The organism is Hymenobacter saemangeumensis, from assembly GCF_039541835.1.
Lineage (GTDB): Bacteria > Bacteroidota > Bacteroidia > Cytophagales > Hymenobacteraceae > Hymenobacter > Hymenobacter saemangeumensis.
In genome coordinates, this window is record NZ_BAABGZ010000012.1 from 63,277 (window position 1) to 86,347 (window position 23,071).

Sequence of the window (23,071 nt, forward strand, 5' to 3'; positions counted from 1 at the left end):
CAGAAAAAAAGGTGAGGCAGGAATGCTGCCTCACCTTTTACTTCATCGCCTCAGCACCTCATCAGGCTAATTGGCCAGGCTGTAGCGCAGCTGAATGCCGCCTTCGGTGGTCGAGTTGCGGAAGGCGTTGCTGATGCGCGGCGTGGTGATGGTCTGGCTGTAGTACAGCTGCAGGTTCAGGCGGGTGTTGAGCAGGTAGTCGATGGTGGGGCGCAGCTGGAACTGCTTCGAGCCATTGGTAATCTGGCTGGTGGGGCGGCCTGCATTGCCAGCGGGGTTCATGGCCGAGGGGTCTTCCACGTCCAGGATGCTGCGCTGAATGGTGATGTTGTCGCGGATGCTCAAATCGAGGCGGGCGGTGAGGTTGTTTTTTAGCACCCGCTGCTCGCCGCCCACGCGGAAGGGCAGCTTGAGGCTGTTGGTGGCGTAGCCGATGCCAATCACCATTTCATTGGTGTACAGCTCGGTTACCTGGGCGTTGGTCGTGTTCAGGGTCAGGGCGCGGTCGGTACGGTACTCGGCCCGGCCCGTCACCTTGTTGGTGGTCTGGAAGTTGATACCAATCAGCGGGGAGAGGCGCTCGATGATGCTCACCTGGCCCACCACGTAGTAGGGCACAAACTGCCCGTTGTTGTTGAGCAGGAAGGGCGCGTCGGGGTTTACGTTGAAGCCCGGCTCCCGCTCGTAGCGCGAGGTGGTGTTGTAGCTGCCCACGCTGTAGGTAGAGGAGTAGGCGTGGTTGAAGGTGAAGGAGCTGAAGTAGCGCTTCACGAGTTCCAGCTGGGCAAAGCCGTTGTAGTCGACGCGCCAGTTGGGCAGCGGCAGCATGGCGAAGGGGTTGTACTTCTTGGCCTCGTAGCCATCCGACGACTTGCCGTGGTAGGCATCGATAAAGCTTTGAATCAGTACTTCCTGCGAGTTGAAGCCGTAGGTGCCCGGGTTCTGGTTGGCGGCCGTGAGGCTGGCGCGCACAAACTCCCGGTTTTTCACAAACTGGTCGAAGGCCTTCGAGCGCTCCCCGTTGGCGCTCAAGTCGCCGAACATGGTTTGAATGGTGACGGTGGAGGTGCTGAACGAGCCCGTGCCCAGGGCCTGGGTGGGTGCCAGCTGGTAGTAGCCGGTGCGGGGGTCCAGCGTCGTTATCGGCTCCAGGGTGGTATCGTCGAGCAGGCGGCGGTAGTAGGCCTCGTTGTTCTTGGCCAGCTGACGGCGCGCGTCTACCTGAATGTTAAAGTCGCGGAAAGGCTCCAGGGCCGTGCGCAGGGTCAGGTTTTCCGTGAGCAGGGAGCTGAAGGGTGTGTTCAGGTAGTGGCTTTCGTCGGTGTACCAGCCGCGGTCGCGGGCCCGCTCGTACAGCTCGCTCAGCTCGTACTGCTGGCCCAGGATGAAGGGCAGGCCGGGCGCGGTGAAGTCGCCGTTCATGCCGAAGGCTTTGGTCTTGGGCAGGTAGCCGGGCATGAGCGTGCCGTTGGAGCGCGTGTAGGTGAAGTTGATGGAGCGGGCCGTCATCAGCGAGCGCAGCACGGCTTTCACGAAGCGCAACTTTTCCTTGGTGGTGTCGGCCTTGGCTTCGGGCTTGGGCCGGGTTTCGGCGGGCAGGGCCATGCCCAGGGCATCGTTGCGCGTTGCGCGCTTGCCAGCGCCGCCCCCGGCAGCCGGCTGGGCGTTGTTGATGATGTTGAGAAACTTCACCTTGTTGTAGAGCTTCACCAGGTCGATGCGGCCGTTGGCGCTAAGCTCGGCGTTGTTTTGGATGGTGTTGCCCAGGTTCAGGCGGTTGGTGAGGGTGTCGCGGGCCTCGTCGCCGGTGGGCACGGCAAACACCGGGGCCCGCAGGGCCGTGGAGGCGGCCTGCCAGCTGTAGGTAGCGGCGTAGCGGGTGTCGGCGCTTATCCAGTCGGTAAGCGGAAACTTGTCGAGCGGCAGGCGGTAGGTCAGCGCCGCCGTCTGGGTGAAGTTGGTGGTGCGCCCGCCGCGCAGCAGGTTGTTCTGGAGCTGCTCGCGGTTGCGCACGGCCTCGGGGCTGTCGCCGATGGTGCGGCCTGGCCCTTCGTCAACCACGCCGCGGTTGGTGGCGGTGTAGTCGAAAATCAGGCTCTTGGTCAGGTCCCACTTCAGGTCGTAGATGCGGTTGATGAAGAATGACTTCAGGAACACGCCGGGAATGCCCTGGGTGCTGGGCACTTGGCCCGGCACGAGCACGCGCTGCAGAAACCGCTCGTTGTAGCGCCGGTCGATGTCGGTGCGGAAGGAGAAGCGCGACGGCAGGGGCGTGAAGTTGATTTGCTGGAACACCTTGAGGTAAGGGTTATCCAGGGCCTTCACCTTGCTCAGGGGCGTGTAGTTTTTGGGCGAGGTCTGGTACACGTAGGCTACGGCCGCCGTGTAGGCCCGGGTGTAGTCGCGGTCGGTGCGGATGTCGGTATGCAGGCGCTCGGTGAGCGAGTAGCTCAGGGCCAGGTTTTCCACATCCCAGGGCTTGGGCTTGCTGTTGCTGTTGGCGCTGCGCTCCTTGCGCACGTTCAGCACCGAGATGCTGCGGCTGGTGGTCTGGTCTACCACCTTGCGGCGGTACTCGGCCTGCTGGTCGGAGCCGCCCTCAAACTTCTGCAGGCTCTGGCTCAGGGGCGTGTCGGGGTCGAGGGGGTCGTACTTGGGCGAGCGGCTTTCGTGGCCCATCTGCAGCAGCACGGGCACGCGCAGGTTGAGCTTCTCGGGCAGGAACTTCTCAAACGACACGGTGGCGTTCAGGTCGCCGCGGAACACGTCGTCGAGGGAGCGCTGCTGGGCCTTGTCCTGCAGGCCGCCGAAGCCAATGCTGGTGTAGCTGCCCGTGGCCGTGAGGTTGGCCACGTCGGCCAGCTTCACGTTCAGGCGGGCCGTAGCCGCGTAGCCGTTGTCCTGCTCAAAGTCGAACACCCGGAACTCGTCGGCCCACAGGCAGAAGCTCTTGGCCGTAGCCGGGTCCGACACCGGGTTCAGGGCCCCAATCATGCAGCCCTGCACGGCCGAGAAGTCGGGGTTGCCGACTACGGTAATGGTGGCCCCGTTGGGCAGGGTCTTGATGTAGGGCTCCTGCAGGTTCAGCGGCACGCGGCGGTTGCGCTCGGCTTTGGCATCGATAAAGGCCTGGAAGGCTACATCGATTTCGTTGGCCTGGGGCCAGATGGCCTGCGCGTCGGAGCTGCCCTGGGGCGTGATTACCAGCGGCAGGGAGTACTCGTAGAAGTTCTGGGTGTAGTCGGTGCCGATGCGGATGAAGGCCCGCACGTCGCCGTCGCGCATGTTGGCGTCGTCGCTTTCGCCGTGCAGGTACAGGCGCAGGCGCTTGTAGCGCAGCAAGTTGGTGGAGATGTTCTTGTAAGCCGCCTTGGCGTAGCCGTCGCGCAGGTTGGTCACGCACAGGCGCAGGCTTTGCTCGTTCTGCAGGCGGGAGGTGCTGCTCGAGCCGTACTCCTTGTCGCGCACGATGTTGGGCGGCGACACGTAGGGCGTTTCGCCGGGGCCGCCGGCGCCGTTTTCCTCAATGCTTACCGTCGACACGCTGAAGGCGTCGGCATCGGTGAGGCAGTTCATGCACTGCCCGCCCCGGGGGTCGGCAATCTTGTAGATGTAGCGGCGCCACTGGTTGGCCACAAACTGGGGCTGCACCATGCGCAGCACCACGGGCTGGGTCCAGTTGGTGAGGTACATGCGCAGAAAGCGGATGGACTTGAAGCCAAAGGGCTGGCCGTTGCCGCCGCGCACCACGGGGTTGTCGCGCACCGGAATGCGGAACTGGTACCAGGTCACCTGGTCGCCGTTCACCTCGTTGGTTACCTTGTCGATGATGTAGTTCTGCCCTACTTCCATCTCGTTGGGCATAATCGACAGCTTGTACTCGTAGTAGCGCTCCACGTCCGACACCACGTTGTCGCGGTTGAGGTCTTCCTTGTCGGGAAAGGCCGTGGCCACCAGGTCGGTGCCTTCGCGGGAGTTGCCTTCGTAGCCGTTGTAGTTTTTGTAGCGGCCCAGAATTTTCGCGTTCAGCTGGTCGTAGGCCGGGTCGCGGTGGTGGCGGAAGTCGTCGCCGGAGGGGTCGTCGATGGAAGTATAGACCCCATTGATGCCGGTAAAGAAGTTCTTCTCATCGGTGCTGTTCAAACCGTCCAGGCCCACGTCCTGGATAGCCCGCAGGCCCGGGGCCGCGCCGAAGGCGTCGGTCAGGAACTGCTGGCGCGTGACGCGGCCCCACACAGTTGGGCGGGTATCCTGAGGGTCATCCGACAGGCCGTTCTCAAACTCGTGCTGGTTGGCATCCTTGAGTACGTCTTCGCTGATGTTGCCCAGGTTGATGTATACATCGCCGCCATCGGTGTTGGCATCGTCGTTGCCGTCCTGGTCGGTGATGTTGACGCGGCTGCCCGGTGCATTGGGGTTGCGCAGCTTCAGGAAGGGGTCCATCATCCAGAACTCCAGGTACTCGATGTTGGCGTTGTCGAAGTCGGTGTCGAAGGTGATGGCGCGGCTGATGCCGGCGAAGTTCTCGAAGGCCGGCCGGCCGGTCAGGCGCTTGCCATCGGCCGATACGGCAGGGTCGTAGTTGTAGGGGCCCCGCTCGCCGGGGAAATACGCCAGGTCGAAGGAGTACTCGTAGCCGTTGCCCGTGGCGCCGAGGTCGCGCTCCCGGAAAATCTCGTTGCGCGGAATGCCGCGGGTGTAGTGGTTGAGCAGGTCGCCGGCCGAGATGTTGGACGGCACGCCCGGGCCGCCGGTGTAGTAGCTCTGGTCGACGGTGTACCAGGCCAGCTTGGCGCGCTTGTAGTTGTAGGGCAGGCCCACGGTGCTGCCCGGCTCAATGGTGATGGGCGTGGCCGCCAGGCGCCAGAACGGGATGGAGCTCAGGCCGCCCAGGGTGTAGGGCGTGCGGGCATTCTCGAAGTCGTCGATGTAGGAAACGCCGTTTTCGCCCCGGCCCAGCTGCGAGCGGCCGGCCAGCAGCTTGGCAAACTCGCCGCTGAACGCAATGGTCGAGATTTCCTTGGTCGAGATGAACGGCAGCTTGTCGAGGTACTTGGTCAGCACCCGGCTTTCCTTGCGGATGGAGCCGTCAACACCAATGATGCCGTTGTTGGCGGGCTCGTCGCCGATGTTGACGCGGTTGATGCCCGGGGCCTGGTTTTCCAGCATGTAGAGGGCCGTGCCCCCCACGTTCACGTCCTTGTTCAGCTTGTAGTCGAGGCGCACGCCCAGCAGGCGGCGGGGCTGCACCTGCACCAGGGCATTTTTCTCAAACTCCACCCGCAGCTCATTGGCCGAGTTCAGGTAGGCCGGGTTAAGGATTTTCACCTTGGCCTGGTCGTAGAACACCTGGTAGTCGACGCCCTCGGTGAGCAGCGTGGAGCCCGAGCGCACCCGCACCGAGCCCTGGGCGATGCCAATGCCGGGCAGGTTGATTTCGTCGGAGCCCGCCGCGCCCTGGAAGCGTCCGCGCAGGAAGAACTTATCTTTTTCCTGGCGCTGCTGGGCGTCGCTCTGCGTTTGGTCGTACAGCTCGTCGTAGACGTACTTGTCAATCAGGTCCTGCTCGCCGGCTTCAAACTTGCTGCGCAGGAAAGAGCCGAAAGGCTGCACGTTGGGGAAGATGACCTTGCCCAGCTCCGGGTCGATGGTGATGCCGGGGAAGAAGTCGAAGTTGCCGTCGGCGTTGCGGTCGTTGTTGGGGTTGACGTTGTCGAGGTTGAGCACCTCAATCAGGGGGCGGTTGGCAATGCGGTTGCCCTCCTTCAGGGAAATCAGGTCGACGCCCGTGGCGTCGTCCTTGTAGATGATTTGCAGCAGGAAGTTGTCGCGGCTGAGCTGCGAGGCATTCAGGGGATAGATGTTTTTCATCATCAAATCCCAGGTGGGGGTGTTGCCCGTCTGCAGGTTGGCGTTGTTGGGGTTGCGGCTGGGGTCGGCCACGCCCACGCCGGGGTTGGTGGCCTTCAGCATCTTCAGGAAAATCACCTCGTCCTGACCGCGGGTGCCGTACTCCGACTGGATTTCGCCCACGCGGTACACGCGCCCGTTGAAGAGGTACTCGAAGCTGACGCCCAGCACCTGGTCGGGCAGCAGGGCGGTGTTCAGCGACAGGTAGCCCAGCTGGGGGTTGAAGGTGTACTCCCGGGGGTCGAGCTTGCGGGCCCGCACCCGCTCGAAGTCGATGTTTTTCACCAGGCCAGGCACCACGCCGGGAATGCCGCTCTGCAGGTAGGTATCCACATTCAGGTTGTCGCGCACCATGCTGCCGGCGCTTACCAAAGCCGGATACAGGGGGTTAGCGGCGTTGTCGGCCGGGGTGCGCACCGTGGCCGTCATGCGCTGCAGGTCGCCCTGGTACACCCGGAAGGGCTCGGCCAGGTCCATCAGCGTCACCACGTTGCGCAGGTTGTCGGTGGTGCGGTTGTCGTTGGTCACGTACACTTCGAGGTTGCGAATCTCGATGCCGCTCTGCACCGTGGGCAGGTTGCGCAGAGCCTGGTCGTACCGGTCGCGGAAAAACTGAGCCAGGAAAAAGTGCCGGTCGCGCTCGTACTGGCTGGCCTTGAGCTCATACTGCCGGCTCTGGGCGCCGTTCTGCACCCGCACCTCGTCGGCGGTGCCGCGCACGGTGGCGGCCACGGCCGTCACGCCCAGGCGGCCAAACTGCAGCTCGGTCTTGATGCCAAACAGGTTTTGCCCGCCCTGCACCAGGGAGTTGGTCAGGGGCAGGCTCACGTTGCCCAGGTCCAGCTTGCGCAGGATGTCGGTTTCTTCCCCGGCGTAGTCGAACTTCATCTGGTTTTCGAAGTCGAACGAGGCCTTGGTGTCGTAGTTAAAATTGAGCTTGAGCTTGGTGCCAATCTGCCCGGTCAGGTTCACGTTCATGTTCTGCTCGAACAGGAAGTCGCCCACGCTTTGCTGGCGCAGGGTCAGGGCCGGGTTTTCGTTGTTGTTGTGGCGCCAGCCCAGCTTGATGGTGACGGAGCCCGCGGGGCGAATGTCGACATAGCTGCCGCCGAAGATGCGGTTGGCCATGGGCCCCAGGTAAATCTTGGGAATCAGGCGCTGGGCCTGGGGGGAGCCCGCAGCCGCGGCCGGCCCGGCCACGCCGCCCTTGGCTTTCTCGCGGTAATAGTTGCGAACGGCTTCGCGCTGCTGCCACTGCTCGTACTCCTTGTACGAGAGCTTGCTGGGGTCGCGGAAGTTAATCTCGCTGCCCACCTTTTCCTTCACATCAAACGACTTCAGGCTGTCGTCCACGGCTACGTCCAGCTTCACGTTCGAAGGCAGGGGCAGCACCAGCGGGGAGCGGCGGCGCAGCGGCGCAAAGGGGTTGCCGGGCCGGTCCTTGGGGCGCACGCGGGGCCGGCGGCTGGGCCGGTAGCGCACGATGGTATCGGCCGGAGCACCAGCAGGGCGGGGGGTATCAGCCAGCAGCACGCGGCTCAGGCGCGGCCAGGCCGTGGACACGCGCAGCCGTCCGGCAGGGCCGGCCTGCGCCCACCACCCCAGCAACGATGCCACTACCACAACGGACGCGGGAATAAACTTCTGACCGAGTTTCAAGCAGACAGCAATTAGAACTTAGAACGCAGAATTGAAAATTAGTAACTGTTTATCAATAGGTTCCGGTTAATAGAGAAGGGTAATTGCTGCTGTTGCCAAAAAGCCAAAAAATCCCGCCCCGGCCAGCTGACCGAATGCCGAACGCCAAAAACTTACACCTTGCTGCTCAGATTTTAACGAAGGGCGGGCAGCGCCTAGTGCGACTTCAAAGCAAATTTAATCATTTCCTCCACGCTCAACTCACCGCCGTGCTTCTGCGAAATCTGGTCCAGCGTTTTCTCCGCTGCGGCCCGGGCAAAGCCGAGGGTGACCAGGGCCTGCAACGCTTCGGAGCGCCGGGTATTGTGCTGCCGGGCCAGGGGCACGGTGTCGATGCCGGCTTTGGCCAGCAGCTCGTCCTTGCGCAGCTTGTCGCGCAGCTCCAGAATCACGCGCTGCGCCGTTTTGGGCCCTACGCCCTTGATGCTTTGAATGGCCCGCACGTTCTCGCTCACAATGGCTTCGCGGATTTCTGCCACGCTCATGCTGCTCACCATCACGATGCCCGTACCCGGCCCGATGCCCGACACCGAAATCAGCAGCATGAACAGCGCTTTTTCGCTGGGGTCGAGAAAGCCGTACAGGGCCTGCCCGTCTTCCTTGATGTGCTGGTACGTGTAGATTTTAGCCTTCTCCCCTTCGGCGGGCAGCTTGGAAAAGGTGGCCAGCGAGATTTTCACTTCGTAGCCCACACCGCCAATGTCCATAATGGCTTGGGCGGGGTCTTTGTAGGCGAGTTTACCGTCGAGGTAGGCAATCATTCAGAGTCGGAAATAAAGCGGCCGGGTAGTGTGGGGCCTGCAATGGCAACACCGCTTGGACCGTATTTTATTCCCAAATCTACTGGCTTTTACAGGCAATTTCTTTGGTTTTGTGAAGAAAGCATGAAAAAGCACTGCTCAAGCTTCATGCGCCAAGGGCAAACAGGCGAAGAGGCTTATCGGGAAAGCGCGGGCAGAAATTGATTTATGCCTGCGCTTTCCCCATAAGCTCGCCCCTGCGCTCTACCTTAGCCAGGACAGCTGAATTATAGCGCCTTGCCGGCCAGCTGGGCGTCTACCACGGCAATGGCGGCCATGTTTACGATTTCGCGCACCGAGGCGCCCAGCTGCAGGATGTGCACGGGCTTGCGCATGCCCATCAGCACCGGGCCGATAACCTCGGCGCCGCCGATTTCCTGCAGCACTTTATAGGCGATGTTGCCCGACTCCACGTTGGGGAAAATCAGGGTGTTGGCGCCCTTCTCGGCCAAAGGACTAAAGCCATAATGCTCCTGCAGCAGCGTGGGGCTGAGGGCTACGTTGGCCTGCATCTCGCCGTCGAGCAGCAGGTCGGGGTATTTCGCCTTGGCCAGCTCGGTGGCGCGGCGGGTTTTCTCCGGCAGCGGGCCGGGGTTGGAGCCGAAGTTGGAGTAGCTGATTACGGCAATGCGCGGCTCGGTGTCGAAGAAGCGCACGGCCCGGGCGGTGAGGCCGATAATCTCCACCATCTCCTCGGCCGTGGGGTTGATGTTCACGGTGGTGTCGGCGAAGAAGTACGGGCCTTTCTTGTGCTGAATGATGTACATGGAGGCCACGCGCCGGGTACCTTCCTCGGTGCCAATTACCTGCAGGGCGGGCATGATGCTCTTGCCGTAGTCCTTGGTGAGGCCGGTGATGCAAGCGTCGGCTTCGCCAGTTTCCACCATCATGGCGGCGTAGTAGTTGCGCTCGCGCAGCAGGCGGCGCCCTTCGTAGAGCGTCATGCCGCGGCGCTGCCGCTTCTGGTACAGCAGCTGGGCGTACTCGTCGCGCTTGTCTTCGCGCTGCAGGATGTTGATGATTTCGCAGCCTTCCAGGTCCAGGCTGTTGGCGCGGGCAATGGCTTCAATCTTGTCGTGCGGCCCCAGCAGAATGGGCTGGGCAATGCCTTCGTCGCAGAGAATCTGAGCCGCCTTGAGAATCTTGTAGTTGTCGGCCTCGGCAAACACCACCCGCTTGGGGCTGGCCTTGGCGGCCGAGGTGATGCGGTTCATCAGCTTCTGGTTGACGCCCAGGCGGGCGCGAAGCTGGTCTTCGTAGGCCGCCCAGTCGGCGATGGGCTGCCGGGCCACCCCGCTTTCCATTGCCGCCCGGGCCACGGCCGGGCTGATGGTGGTAATCAGGCGCGGGTCGAGGGGCTTGGGAATGAGGTAGGCGGGCCCGAAGGTGAGGGTGTTGTCGCCGTAGGCTTTGTTCACCATCTCGGGCACGGGCTCCTTGCTCAGCTCGGCCAGGGCGCGCACGGCGGCCAGCTTCATGGCCTCGTTGATTTCGGTGGCCCGCACGTCGAGCGCCCCCCGGAAAATGTAGGGGAAGCCCAGCACGTTGTTCACCTGGTTGGGGTGGTCGGAGCGGCCCGTGGCCATGATGATGTCGTCGCGCGTGGCCATGGCCAGCTGGTAGCTTACCTCCGGGTCGGGGTTGGCCAGGGCAAATACGATGGGCCGTGGCGCCATCTTCAGCAGCAGGCCGGCGGGCAGGGCCCCGGCCGCGGAGAGGCCCAGGAACACGTCGGCGCCGTCCATGGCCTCGTCGAGGTTGTTGATGGGCCGCGTGGTGGCAAACTGCATCTGAATGGGCGCCAGGTTGGTGCGACGGTCGTGGATGAGGCCGTCCTTGTCGAACACCACCACGTTTTCCTTTTTCAAGCCGAGGGCCACGTACAGACGCAGGCAGGAGATGGCCGCGGCACCCGCGCCGCTCACCACCATTTTGATTTCGTCAATCTTCTTGCCCACGATTTCCAGGCCGTTGAGCAGGGCCGCCGACGAGATAATGGCCGTGCCGTGCTGGTCGTCGTGCATCAGCGGGATGTTCATCTTTTCCCGCAGCTCGGTTTCGATGCGGAAGCACTCGGGGGCCTTGATGTCTTCCAGGTTGATGCCGCCAAACGTAGGCTCCAGCGCCTTTACAATGCGGATAAACTCGTCGGGGTCGTTGGCGTCAATCTCAATGTCGAAGCAGTCGATGCCCGCAAACTTTTTAAACAGCACGCCCTTGCCCTCCATTACCGGCTTGGAGGCCGCCGGGCCGATGTTGCCCAGCCCGAGCACGGCCGTGCCGTTGCTGATAACGGCCACCAGGTTGCCCTTGGCAGTGTACTTGTACACGTCGTCGGGGTTGGCGGCAATTTCCTTGCAGGGCTCGGCCACGCCCGGGGAGTAAGCCAACGCCAAATCGAGCTGGGTGCTGACGGGCTTGGTAGGCACCACTTCAATTTTCCCGGCGGGGTTTTGGGAATGGTAGTTGAGCGCGTCTTGCTTGTTTATTTTTAACATGGAATTTCTGGGGGAAATGCAAACGGCCGCGCGGGCAGCGCAGCCGTAAGACGAAAGTAGCAGCCGGCCCGTTGTGGCGCCACCGTAACGCGGAATTCCTTCCCGCGCGGCAAGGGCAGCCAGCACAAGCCGCACTACCGAACAACCCAAGTCTGAGCTAGGCGCGGAAGGAAATTCCGCGTTCCTCCCCTACCCCTGGGGCACGAGCAGCTTCTGGCCCAGCTTCACTTCATCAGAGGCCAGGTTGTTGAGGCGGCGCAGCTCGGCCACGCTCACCCGGAAGCGGCGGGAGATGTTGTAGAGGGTGTCGCCGGGCTGCACCAAATGGGTTTTCAGGGCCGCTTTACCGGCTTGCGCCGACGCCACTTTTTCAGCCTTGGCAGCCACGGGAGCAGCAACGGGCACTTTCGCCGCTATGCTGGCCGGCTCAGCAGTGGTGGGCTCCGTCGCCGGTGCCTGCAGCAGCAGCTTCTGACCGGGCACTACCGTTTCGGAGTCGAGGTGGTTCCAGGACACGAGCTGGCTTACGCTCACGCCATTTTCCCGGGCCAGCTTGGTGAGGTAGTCGCCTTTGCGCACCACGTACACGCCGGGCGCCGCTGTCTCCGGGGCCGGGGCGGGCAGCTCTTTGGCTGCGGGCTCGGCCGCTACGGGAGCAGGCCGGCGGCCCTTGCTGGCCACGACTGCTGGGGCCGGCTCTGCCTCGGTGGTAGTGGGCTCCTCCTCAGCTTTGGCCGCGGCCAGAGCTGGCGGGCGGGCGGCTTTTTCTTCAGCAGCCTGCCGGGTGCGGGCGGCCAGCTGGGCAGCTCTGGCTTCGGCAGCGGCCTTGGCCGTGGCGGCCCGCTGCTGCACCTCCTGCCGCTGGCGAATGGACTCCAGTCGGGCGGCCTGCTTTTTTTCCTGCTCCACCAGCTCCGCCATGCGGGCGGCTTCGCGGGCATTGGCCGCTGCCAGGGCCTGGCGGGCGGCGGCGTCCTCCGCCGACACCGTGGGGCGCAGGGCGGTCGGAACTGCCGGGGCCGCCGCTACGGCTACAGCGCTGCCTTTGGCTGGCTCGGCCAGGGCTGGCAGCGGCACGAATACCAGCAGCTTGCGGCCCGGCTTCAGGGGGCGGCCTTTGGGCAGCTCGTTCCAGCGCCGCAGCTGGGCCGGGCTCACATCAAACTTCTCGGCTACGGTAGCCAGGGTTTCGCCCCGGCGCACGCTGTGCTGCACCCGGCGGAAGCGCGGAGTCGGCTCTTCCGTCTCGGCCCGGGGGCCGGCAGTAGCAGCCAGCAGCTGCTGGCTGGGGAAGGGCTCCACGCCTTCCAGCCGCACGAGGCGGGGCTGCATCAGGGCTGGCAAGGCCGCCACCGGCTGGCAGTACTCCAGCAGCGTGGCCCGGTCTACGTCGCCCAGGTGGAGGCGGGCCGAGGCCGGGTAACGCACTACGTAAGGGCGGTAGCCGGTGGGCAGGGACGCCCGGAACAGCTCGGGGTTGTAGCGCGTGAGGTAAGTGGAGTCGTCGTAGCCACAGGCCCGGCTCAGGCGGCGCAGGTCGAAGGCCTGCCCGCGCAGGCCCAGCGTGTCCAGCTCCTCGGCCACCTGGTACTTCAGCTGCTCGGAGTGCAGGCCGTGGGCGTGGGCGTACTTCATGCTGTACATGATGGCCGTGAAGGTGGGCACGTAGTTGCGCGTCTCGGCGGGCATGTGGGGGTACATATCCCAAAAGTTCTTTTTGCCGGTGCGGCGCATGGTGCGCTGCACGTTGCCGGCCCCCCAGTTGTAGGCGGCCAGCACCAGCTCCCAGTCGTGAAACACGCCGTAGAGGTAGCGCAGGTGCTTGCAGGCAGCTTCGGTGGCTTTTTCGGGGTGCATGCGCTCGTCCACCCACTCGTCGCGGCGTAGGCGCAGGTCGCCAGCTGTGGGGCCCATAAACTGCCAGAGACCGGTAGCGCCCACGTGCGACTTGGCCGTAGGAATCAGCGCCGACTCCACCACGGCCAGGTACTTCAGGTCGATGGGCAGGTTGTACTGCGCCAGGTACTTCTCGAAGATGGGAAAGTAAAACTGCTCCCGCTCCAGCACCCGCTGCATGTAGGCGCGGTTGCGGGCCGTAAACAGGGTGACGTAGGCCATCACCGAGTTGTTGAACGTGTGCGGCACGTCGGTTTCGAAGCAGCCGATACGGTCGCACACCAGGTCGCGCAGGGTGGGCGGGGTACGCAGCCACTCCAGGCGGGCCGAGTCGATGGCCGCCGGCAGCTGGGGCTCGGCCACGAGTGAGTCGGGCTCTAGCTCCAGGCTCACCCGCAGGGAGTCGCCGGTGGAAAGTGGGACGGGGGCCAGCTCCCGGCCTTTTGAAGTGCGCGGCGGCCCCTGCTGCGCCCGGCTTTCGGCAGGCTTCAACAGCAGCAATGGCAACGCCAGCAGGGGCCAGAACCGGCCCGGCTGCAGTGTTCCTACTTTCTTAAACTGTTGCTCCATAGCACTAAGGTAAGAAGTAGCTCAACAAGTTGTAGAGGTGCGGGGCAAAAGAACGAAATTCTGTTGAGTGGCTTCACCTGCTCCGGTATTCATGGCGGCTCATTAACGCAGTTATACTCAGGAAAGCACAGCACCCGGCAGCAGATGCTGGTCGGCAAAATCAACGAATTTAGTTTTAGGGGGAAGGGGCGGCTGCTTGCTGCCGGTGGTTTCTATCTTGGCCTCATGCGCGCATCTTCTCCCCCGGTTTCGCTGGTCGACTTTCTGCAGGCCATTCATCCACTGCCTGCCGCAGAGCCCCCAGCGAATACCCCTTCACCAGCCGGTACTTTCCTACTGCCCAGGGGCAGCTTCACTACGTCGACGAGGGCCAGGGCGAGGCCGTGGTGTTTGTGCACGGCACGCCCACCTGGTCGTTTCTTTACCGGGCCCAGATTCGGGAGTTGAGCCGCTCCCACCGCTGCATTGCCGCCGATAACCTGGGCTTTGGGCTGTCCGACAAGCCCGCCAGCTTCGACCAGCACCCCGCCCGGCACGCCGACCACCTGCAGCAGCTGCTTGCACACCTGGGCGTGACGCGCTATACCCTGGTGGTGCACGACTTTGGCGGCCCCATCGGGCTGGCGCTGGCGCTACGCCAGCCCGAGCGCGTATGCCGGCTGGTGCTGCTTAATACCTGGCTGTGGGCCACGGCGCCCGATGCCCGGGCCCGGCGCGTCGATGGCCTGCTGCGCAGCTGGCTCGGGCGCCTGCTCTACCTGCGCTTCAACTTCTCGCCCCGGGTGCTGCTGCGGCAGGCCCTGGCCCGGCCGGGCGAGCTCAGCGTGGCCGTGCACCGCCATTACCTGCGGCCCTTCCCTACGCCAGACAGCCGCTGGGGCCTGCTGCGCCTGGGCTACCAGCTGCTGGGCGCGTCCGATTGGTACGAGGAGCAAAGCCGGCTATTGCCCCGGCTGCGGGCTACCCCTGCGCTGCTCATCTGGGGCCGGCACAATGCCTTTCTGGGAGCCGCCCTGCCCCGCTGGCAGCAGCTTCTGCCCGAGGCCCAAACCCTGGAGCTGCCCGTCGGGCACTTTCCCCAGGAAGAAGCCCCCGCGGAGGTAGGCCAGGCGCTGCGCCGGTTCCTGGCTTCGCCTCCCTCCCACCTGGATAATAGGGCATGATGGCGCGGGGCTCTGCCCGTGTCGACTATTCGCAGGCCTCTGGCCTGCAACGGCAGAACGTATTGTGCTGGAATCGTTCTGCCGACGTGGGCCAGAGGTCCACAAATAGTAGACACGGGGCAAAGCCCCGCGCCATCAGGCCCTACTACCAGTACAACCGGAAGAAGGTCTTTCTCTCGCTGAATGCGGAACAGGCGCCGCTCGCATTTCAGGAGGTCTGGCTTTATACCTAACCTGATGCTGCCTATCAATCTTAAGCCGTCACGCCCTCGGTCAGGCCGTGGGCAAAGGCCAGCAGGTCGGCTTCGCGGAAGGCGCCGGCCATTACCTGCAGGCCAATGGGCAGGCCAGCGGCGTCTTCGCCCACGGGCACCGAGATGGCCGGCACGCCCGCCAGCGAGGCCTGCACCGTGAAGATGTCGGCCAGGTACATCGACACCGGGTCCTGCTTCTCGCCGAGCTTGAAAGCGGTAGTGGGCGTGGTAGGCAGAATCAGGAAGTCGTACTGCCGCAGCAGCTCGTCGGTTTTCTCCTTGATAAGGCGGCGCACGCGCTGGGCCTTGGTGTAGTAGGCGTCGTAGTAGCTGGCACTCAGCACAAAGGTGCCGAGCAGGATGCGGCGCTGCACTTCGGCCCCGAAGCCCTGGGAGCGGCTCTTCTTGTAGAGCGACTCCAGGTCGGTGGCGTCGGGGGCGCGGTAGCCGTACTTCACCCCGTCGAAGCGGCCCAGGTTGGAGCTGGCCTCCGCCGTGGTGAGGATGTAGTAGGTGGGAATCATGAAGTCGAGGTAGGGAAAGTCCACCGCCTTCACCACGTGGCCCTGCCCGCGCAGCAGCTCAATCTGGCCTTCCAGGGCCTGGCGGATTTCCGGGTTCAGCCCTTCGCTGTTGATGGCGTCGGCAATGTAGCCGATGCGGTAGTGCGGCGCCGGCGTGAGCAGCTGGCTGTAGGCCGGCACCTCGTGCTGGCTTACGGTGCTGTCCATGGCATCGGGGCCGGCCATCACTTCCAGCAGCAGGGCGGCGTCTTCCACCGAGCGGGTGATAGGCCCAATCTGGTCGAACGACGAGGCGAAGGCCACCAGGCCGTAGCGGGAAATGCGCGAGTAGGTAGGCTTGAGGCCCACCACGCCGCAGAAAGCGGCCGGCTGCCGCACCGAGCCGCCCGTATCGGAGCCGATGGAGGCCAGGCACATGTCGGCCTGCACGGCCACGGCCGAGCCGCCCGACGAGCCGCCGGGCACCCGCGTGGGGTCCTGGGCGTTACGGGCCGGGCCAAAGAACGAGGTTTCGTTGGAGCCGCCCATGGCAAACTCGTCGCAGTTCTGGCGACCGATGAGGATGGCGTCGGCATCGAGCAGGCGCTGCACCGCGGTGCCGGTAAAGAGCGACTTAAAGCCGTCGAGCATGCGGCTGCTGCTTTGCAGCGCGTGCCCGGCATAGGCCAGCACGTCTTTCAGGCCAACGACCATGCCGGCCAGGGGACCGGCGGTGCCGGCGGCCAGCTTGGCGTCCACGGCCTCGGCCTGGGCGCGGGCTTCGTCGGCCCACACTTCCAGAAAGGCGTTGAGCTGGCCGTTCTGGCGCTCGATGTTGTCCAGGTAATACTCGACGAGCTGACGGCAGGACAAAGTGCCCGCCGTCAGCTCGCTACGAACTTCGGATAAGGAATGAAAGCGCTTCAAGCGAAATGCAGATTAGGCGTCGGGAGATGCAGGTTTAAACGGCTGCCGGGGCTGGGTGCCCTCGGGGGCCAGGTTGGGCGGCAGCGTGGGCGCTACCGGCGGGGCCGGCTCCGGGGCGGGCTCGGCGAGAGGGGCAGCCGCCACGGCGGGCTGGGCCTCGGCGGGAGGGCCGTAGGCCGGGTTGGGCTGGGCGTAGGGCGGCTGGCTGTGCTGCTGCTGGGCTTGCTGGGGCTGGCCGGACTGCTCAAACTCGCTGCGGATTTCACGGCTGGCGTCCTTGAACTCGCGGATGCCTTTGCCCAGGCCGCGGGCGAGCTCCGGGATTTTATTGGCGCCGAAAAACACCAGGATGACGACCATGATGAGCATCAGCTCGGAGCCGCCGATGTCGCCCAGGAAAAGAACGAAAGGGGTCTGCATAGCTGGGGTGCGCTACTGGCGCGGCTGGTTGGAATCGTTGGGATAGAAGTTGGGCGCCTGCTGGCCGGGCTGCGTGGGCTGGCCGGGCTGCTGGTGCGGGTAGAAGTTGGGCGACTGCGGCTGGCCCTGGGGGGCACCGGGCTGCTGGTAAGGCGGCTGCGAAGGCGCCTGGTCGCGGAACTTGGGCTCTTCCTGCTTGGTGGCGTCCTTAAACTCCCGCACGCCCTGGCCCATGCCACGGAACAGCTCGGGAATGCGCTTGGCCCCAAACAACAGAATAATAACGAATACAATCAGCAGGATTTCCGTCGTGCCAAAGTTGCCAATCAGAAACAATGAATGAAGCATGAGGTGGGGGGCAGCTGCCCCGGTTGATGGTGAGAAAGGAAGATATACGAAGCGCACGCCCTTCTGGAACTGCAAAGATACCCCAAGGCCGGGGTTTGCCTAAGCCTGGCTCCGGACGACGGGCCGGGCCAGCAGTAATATTCCTTGACTGCCCTGCCCGGCCCCATTTCCTTTCATAGGCTTATATACACTATTCGGCGAGTGTTGACGCCGGTTCGGCGGCAGTGCACGGCTCACCTTTTTTTTGTACTTTAGCTTTGTTTAGCTACTGCTGCACGTATTGAGCCGCTGCTCAATTATTACCTTTTTACTGCTTTAGCCTTTTTTTCTGTGAAAATCAAGAAGCCCGTAGGCCGCCCCCGCAAGCCGGTTCGCCAAATAAATGAGTCTGAGCGCCTGGAAGCCCTGCGGGCCTACCAGATTCTGGACACCGACCCGGAGAAAGTTTTTGATGAGCTGGCCCAGCTGGCCGCCTTTATCTGCGGAACGCCCATTGCCCTGGTGTCGCTTATCGACAGCCACCGGCAGTGGTGGAAAGCCCGCGTGGGCCTCGAAGGCACCGAAACGCCGCGCGAGCTGGCGTTTTGTGAGCACGCCATGCAGGGCTCTACCGTGTATGAGGTAGCCGATGCCACCCAAGACCCGCTATTTGAGGAAAACCCCCTGGTAACGGGCGACCCTCACATTCGCTTCTATGCCGGGGCTCCGCTGCACACGCCCGAAGGCCACCCCCTGGGCACGCTCTGCGCCATCGACACCGTGCCCCGCGAGCTGTCCGAAGAGCAGCGGGAGGCCCTGCGCATCCTGGCCCGGCAGGTGATGACGCAGCTGGAACTGCGCCGGGTGCGCCTGCAGCTCGAAGAAGAGCGGCAAAAGCTGGAGGGCGTGCTGCGCATGGCAAATAGTACTGGGGAGGCTTTATACACCGGCGGACGCAACGAAATATTCGTGAAGCAGGACCAGCGCCTGGTGCGGGTGCTTACCGCAGAAATTCAATATGTGGAAGCCTTGGGCGACTATGTAAATATCCACACCACCCGCGAGCGGCTGACCGTGTACAGCACCATGAAAGACATGGAGGCTAAGCTTCCCGGCCGCGACTTTGCCCGGGTTCATCGCAAGTACATTGTGCGTCTGGACCGCATTGTGACCATTGAAGCCGACACAGCCCTGCTTGATGCCGTGCGCGACTCCGGCACCAGCCGCCCGCCGGTACAGGTGCCAATCGGCAGCTCCTACAAAGCCCTGCTACTGGGCCGCCTTAACTTAGTATAGTTCAAAAACTAAACCCCGCGAATTCGTGTACCTGCTGAAACTCGTCGTTCACCGACAAAACTGCACAATTCGCCGAATAAAGCACCCAACCTTCCGCAAAAGGCCCCAACTTTCGGATGGTTATCGGTTGGAGCTGGCGCTTGACGCCCCCCCGCAGTCGGGCAGCCGCCCTGGTCGATGGCTAAGTTTGTTTTCATAGCTCAGAAAGGCACCGCGTTTTACGCGGTGTTTTTTTTTGCCGTAACACGGCATTCCCTTCCTCGAAACCGGGAAAAGCCAGGCCCTACGCAGAATAAAATTCCGCGCTGCCACTGAGGCTCCGCCTTGCTTCTACCGCTTGCGGCCCAGCCAGCTTTCGGGGTTGAGGTTGGCCGAGTTGTGCCATACCTGAAACTGCACTTCGGAAGTGCCCTCCGCATCGGTGGCCACCGTGCCAATTACCTCCCGGGCACTTACGCGCTGGCCCTCGCGCACACTCACCGAGCGCAGCTTGGCGTACACGGTGAAGAAGTCGCCGTGCTGAATCATGACGATGGTGTTCATGCCGGCGATGTTGGCAATGGTGAGCACCTTGCCATCGAAGCAGCTGCGCACGGCCTCGCCGGCACCGGTCTGAATGTCAATGCCGCGGTTTTCGACCACCACGTTTTTCAGCACCGGGTGGGCGTGCCGGCCAAAGCGCTGGCTGATAAAGCCCCGGCTGACGGGCCAGGGCAGGCGCCCCTTGTTGCCCGAGAACGACGAGGAAAGCAGGGCCGTTTCGGGGGTCAGGGCAATGCTCACGGCACGGCGGTCGGCGGCTTTCTCGGCGGCAGTTTCCGGGGCGTCGGCCTCGGGGCTGGCCGTGGCATCGTCGGCTTCCTCGCTGCGGCTGGGAGGGCTGGCCGCGGGCTCATTCCGGCTGTTGGCTCTGCTGTTGTTGCGGGCAGCGGTGGCCCGGCGCCGGGCAGCCGCCTCGGCTTCGCGGCGGGCCGCCAGGCGGGCCGCGCGGGCCGCACGGGCAATTTCCTCCCGCACCCGCTCGGCAATCAGGTTGTCGAGGCGGCGCACGGCCTGCTGCCGCTCTTCCAGCTCCCGGCGCAGGTCCTGCTCCTGCTGGCTGAGCTGCTGCACCATCTGGTCTTGCTGCGACTTCAGGCTGAGCAGGTTTTTATTTTCCGAAAGCTGGGTATTGAGCAGCTGGCTTTTGCGGCGCTGCTGCTCGGTGAGGCCATTCAGCTGCTGGTGCAGCCGCTGCTGCGTGCCCATGATGCGGGCCGCCTGCCGCTGCCGCTCCTCGGTGTACTGGTGAATGTATTGCAGGCGCAGCGCAAACTGGTTGAACGACTCCGAGGCAAACAGAAACATCAGCCGGTTGAAGCCGTTGGTTGTTTTGGAAGCCATGTACAGCAGGCGGGCGTACTCGGACTTCAGCTCCGACAGGCTTTTCTTGGTTTGCAGCACCTGCTGGGCGGTTTGCTGCACGCCGCTTTCAATGCCCTTGAGCTGGGTGGATATTCCCTGGATTACCTCCTGCTTTTCCGTAAGCTTTTCCTTGATGACGTTGAGCTGGCCCAGGCTTACCTTTTTCTTTTCCTGGGTCTGATTCAGCGCCTGGCTGGCTTGCTGAATGCGCTGCAGGTTGGCCTGGCGCTCGCGTTCCAGCTGGGCTTTGCTTTTCGGGGCCGCCGGGCGGGCAGGGCGGCGCACCTGGGCCTGTTTGGTCTGGGTATTTTTTCGGGGCGGCGCGTTGCGGCCCGGCTGGGCCAGGGCCGGACCAGCCAGCAGCACCAGCGCTAGCAGTACAGCCGCAAGGCTTGTGCGCTGCGCAAGGCTACGAACCAAGCACGCGTAAGCGCCCGGCCGCCCCAACTTTTCTTCGGGCGTGCTGCCATCCAGCCAATTCTTATACGCGTTGTTCAAACCTGCAGCCCTGAGTCTTTATTTCATTCGCTTGTAGCCCTTGGGCACCGCGAAAGGAAAGCTGAGCCGCTCACGCCCGGCATTCACCTTGTTGTAGTTGATGGCTGCCGCGGCAACGCCCGTGGGCTGCTGGGCCTGTACCAGCAAGGCGTGGGCAAACGGCAGGTTGCCCTGGTCTTCCAGCGGCTTGAAATCGGTGTAGTCGACGGTGAGGTTGCGCTTGCTGCCGGCATCGGTCACTTTCAGCTGCTGTACGCGGCCGGTGTTACCCTGCAACAGGCGCTCTACCACCACGCCCGCCTGGGGGTAGCTCACGCGCTGGCGCCCGGCGTCGTCGGTGCTCACGGTGGGGGTGGTGCCGCTGGGGGCCGCCAGGTAGTCGCCCAGCAGCAGGGCCTGCATGTCGTCGAAGGTCACGGGCACATTCAGCAGCTTGCTCAGGTAGTCGTAGCCGCCGGTGAAATACTCGCGCTCCAGGCGGTTCAGCACCCGCACCGAGTCGCGGGTAAGCACGGCCCTTACGCCTTCTACTCCGACCAGTGAGGCCGAAATCCAAATAATGCTGTCTCGGCGCACCCGCAGGGCCAGGTTGGCATTCTGCTTATCTCCTTTTTGCTCTATCAAGGCTTTGCCTTTGGCATTCAGGTAGAGAAAAGCAGTATTAGTAGGCTTCACTGTGGGCAGCGTGGGCTCCATGGCCTGGGTGGTTGGCGTGGAGGTACCGGGCCCGGCGGCCGTAGTGGTAGGTGTAGCCTTCCGGGCGCAGCCCGATAAAATCAATGCACATTGAACGATGAGCACCGAGTAAAAGGCAAGGGGAGAGCGAAGCAGCGAGTTTCTTTTCAAGAGGTGGGTATTACAAGGTTGATGGCAACGGACGTCAGGCGTATACGCATTGCTCACCAGTATCTGTTCATTGTAAAGTGTTTACTGCGGCTATCTACTCGTACAGCTTACGGTCTTTCAGCTTGCGGTCCAGCAGCTGGGAAGCGCCGGGGCCGGCTTGTTTGGCGCGCTGCCACTCGGCCACGGCTTTGTCTTTTTCACCGAGCTGGTAGAGCACGTCGCCGTAATGCTCGATTACGGCCGCGTCCTTGCTGGTTTGCAGGGCTTTTTCGAGATGAGTGCGGGCTCCGGCGTAGTCTTTCATCTTGTAGAGCACCCAGGCGTAGGTATCCAGGTAGGTGTCGTTGTTGGGATGCTGCTTCACCACTTTGCCCGCCATCTGCTTGGCTTTGTCCAGCTTCACGCCGCGCACCGACAGGTAGTAGCTGTAGTTATTCAGCGCCGACACGTTGTCGGGGTCGGTGGCCAGGGCGGCTTCGTAAGCAGCATCTGAGCGGTCGTACTGTTTTAGCTCGTAGTAAGCATCGCCCAGCTGGGTGTCGAACTGGCTGAGCAGCTCCGAGTTGCCGGTTACCAGCTTGCGGCCGTGCTCCAGGGCTTTCACGCCTTTCAGGTACTGCTTGTTCAGCACGTGGGCCACGCCGTTGTAAAACCACAGCGCCGCCTGGTTGGGGAAAAGCTCCAGCGCTTTGTCGGTATGCACCAGCAGCGAGTCGGTCTGGTTGAGCTCGGCGTCAATCAGCACCACCTGCTGCCAGATTTGAAACTTGGAGTTGTCCAGCTTCAGGGCCTTGAGGTAGGTGTCGCGGGCGTCCTTCTTGTTATCGGTCAGGGTCTGAATGTCGCCGGCTACGGCATAAGCCTTGGCTTCCTTGGGATGCACCCGCACCGTGGTCGCGGCCAGGTCCAGCGCCGTCTGGTTTACGGCCGGATTGGGCAGCTGCTTGATGTAGCCCACCAGAATGCGCACTTTGTCGTCGATGTCGAGGGCCGGCGAGTTAAAGGCCTGCTTGATTTCCTCCTCGGCTTCCGCGCTTTTGTTTTGCTGCTTGTACACCGCCGCCAGTATCATGTGGGCCTGCGGGTTGTCGCCCTCCAGCTTCAGGGCCTGCTGGGCCACGCGGATGGCGTCGGGCAGGCGGTTGTTGTTGGCGTACATCTCGGCCTGGGCCAGCACGTAGCGGGCCTCGGTGGGGTTGGCCTTAATCAGCTTTTCGCCCTCGGCAATGGCCAGGTCGAGCTTGTTCTGCTTGAGAAATATCTGCTGCTTCTTAAACGAAATCTCGTCTACCTGCCCAAACTGCTTTTCGGCCTGGTCCAGGGTAGCCAGCGCGTCGGGCAGACGGTTCTGGGCCAGGTATAGGTCGGCCAGGTTGAAGAGGTAGCCGCCGGAGTCGGGCACCTCCTTAATCAGCGTGGCGTAGGTGCGGGTGGCGGCGTCGTACTGCTTCTGCGTGGCCTGCACCTGGGCCAGCAGCAGGTAGTAATAGGCGTTCTTGGAATCGAGGCGGGTAGCGGCCTCGGCGTAATTGGCGGCGTCGCGCATGTTGCCGCTCAGCAGGTTAGCCTCCGCAATCTTGTAGTTAACGGCGGCATTCTGCGGATTGATGGCGTAGGCCTTCAGCAGGCGCTCCAGGGCCTTGGTGTAGTCTTCGAGCATGATGTGCTTCACGCCCTCTACAAACAAGGCTTCGCTCTGCTCCCGCTCGTGCTCGGTGAGGTTGCGCGCCGCAGGCTTTTTGGCTTCCAGCTCGGCCTTACGGGCCAGCTCACGGCGCTCTTTGCGGGTCAGCTTAACCGGCGGCGCAGCGGCTCCGCCGTCGGCCTGGGCGTAGCCCGCCATGGTCGAAACCGTCCAAAACAATAAAGCGAATGCAACTTGACGCATATACAACACAGCCCGGCCTCTGGCCCGGCTCACGAAAATACGGTGAATAATATAGCCAACGACGCGGCCTTCGTCGGAGGGCCGCGTCGTGGGTAACGAAAAATACCGAACATAAGTGCTGTTTAGTGCCTTGGGGTCTTGGGGACTTAGGGTCTTGGTTCATTTTCCCAAGT

At 63.1% G+C, this 23,071-nt stretch carries 12 protein-coding genes; 2 read left to right on the plus strand and 10 right to left on the minus strand.

Translation table 11 applies throughout. From position 1 onward, the window contains the following. Positions 1-66 precede the first annotated feature (66 nt). From sov to ABD919_RS04385, 4 genes are all read right to left on the minus strand, one after another. Positions 67-7,569, minus strand: coding sequence for a T9SS outer membrane translocon Sov/SprA (gene sov / locus ABD919_RS04370; protein ID WP_345234145.1), 7,503 nt, complete (start codon positions 7,567-7,569; stop codon positions 67-69). A 194-nt stretch (positions 7,570-7,763) separates the two neighbouring features. Beyond that, on the minus strand, positions 7,764-8,369 hold the full coding sequence (gene ruvA / locus ABD919_RS04375; protein WP_345234147.1) for a Holliday junction branch migration protein RuvA: 606 nt from the start codon (positions 8,367-8,369) through the stop codon (positions 7,764-7,766). Between the two features lie 266 nt (positions 8,370-8,635). Next, complete coding sequence (locus ABD919_RS04380) at positions 8,636-10,906, minus strand: NADP-dependent malic enzyme (RefSeq protein ID WP_345234149.1); 2,271 nt, start codon at positions 10,904-10,906, stop codon at positions 8,636-8,638. A gap of 189 nt (positions 10,907-11,095) precedes the next feature. After that, positions 11,096-13,372 (minus strand): LysM peptidoglycan-binding domain-containing protein, encoded by a 2,277-nt coding sequence (locus tag ABD919_RS04385; RefSeq protein WP_345234151.1) that lies wholly within the window; start codon positions 13,370-13,372, stop codon positions 11,096-11,098. Between the two features lie 383 nt (positions 13,373-13,755). On the opposite strand from ABD919_RS04385, the gene ABD919_RS04390 reads away from it, so the two are divergent. Further along, the gene (locus tag ABD919_RS04390) at positions 13,756-14,535 is read left to right on the plus strand and encodes an alpha/beta fold hydrolase (protein ID WP_345234153.1); all 780 of its coding nucleotides are present in this window, start codon (positions 13,756-13,758) and stop codon (positions 14,533-14,535) included. A gap of 253 nt (positions 14,536-14,788) precedes the next feature. Here ABD919_RS04390 and gatA read toward each other — a convergent pair whose 3' ends face one another. The 3 genes from gatA to ABD919_RS04405 are packed head-to-tail and all read right to left on the minus strand — an operon-like array spanning position 14,789 to position 16,987. After that, positions 14,789-16,219, minus strand: coding sequence for an Asp-tRNA(Asn)/Glu-tRNA(Gln) amidotransferase subunit GatA (gene gatA, locus ABD919_RS04395; protein WP_345234155.1), 1,431 nt, complete (start codon positions 16,217-16,219; stop codon positions 14,789-14,791). Between the two features lie 12 nt (positions 16,220-16,231). Then, positions 16,232-16,639, minus strand: coding sequence for a Sec-independent protein translocase subunit TatA/TatB (locus ABD919_RS04400; RefSeq protein ID WP_345234157.1), 408 nt, complete (start codon positions 16,637-16,639; stop codon positions 16,232-16,234). 12 nt (positions 16,640-16,651) lie between these two features. Then, entirely contained in the window at positions 16,652-16,987 is a 336-nt protein-coding gene (locus ABD919_RS04405) for a Sec-independent protein translocase subunit TatA/TatB (RefSeq protein WP_345234159.1), read from the minus strand. A 330-nt stretch (positions 16,988-17,317) separates the two neighbouring features. Between ABD919_RS04405 and ABD919_RS04410 the strand changes: the two genes are divergently transcribed. Next, positions 17,318-18,262: a LytTR family transcriptional regulator DNA-binding domain-containing protein gene (locus tag ABD919_RS04410; RefSeq protein WP_345234160.1), complete on the plus strand. Its 945-nt coding sequence runs from the start codon at positions 17,318-17,320 to the stop codon at positions 18,260-18,262. 330 nt (positions 18,263-18,592) lie between these two features. Here ABD919_RS04410 and ABD919_RS04415 read toward each other — a convergent pair whose 3' ends face one another. From ABD919_RS04415 to ABD919_RS04425, 3 genes are all read right to left on the minus strand, one after another. Continuing rightward, positions 18,593-20,086: a murein hydrolase activator EnvC family protein gene (locus ABD919_RS04415; RefSeq protein WP_345234162.1), complete on the minus strand. Its 1,494-nt coding sequence runs from the start codon at positions 20,084-20,086 to the stop codon at positions 18,593-18,595. A 96-nt stretch (positions 20,087-20,182) separates the two neighbouring features. Then, a complete protein-coding gene (lolB1, locus tag ABD919_RS04420) occupies positions 20,183-21,010 on the minus strand; it encodes a lipoprotein insertase outer membrane protein LolB1 (RefSeq protein WP_345234164.1) in 828 nt (275 codons plus the stop codon). Positions 21,011-21,104: 94 nt separating this feature from the next. Further along, a complete protein-coding gene (locus ABD919_RS04425; RefSeq protein ID WP_345234166.1) occupies positions 21,105-22,898 on the minus strand; it encodes a tetratricopeptide repeat protein in 1,794 nt (597 codons plus the stop codon). Positions 22,899-23,071: the final 173 nt, after the last annotated feature.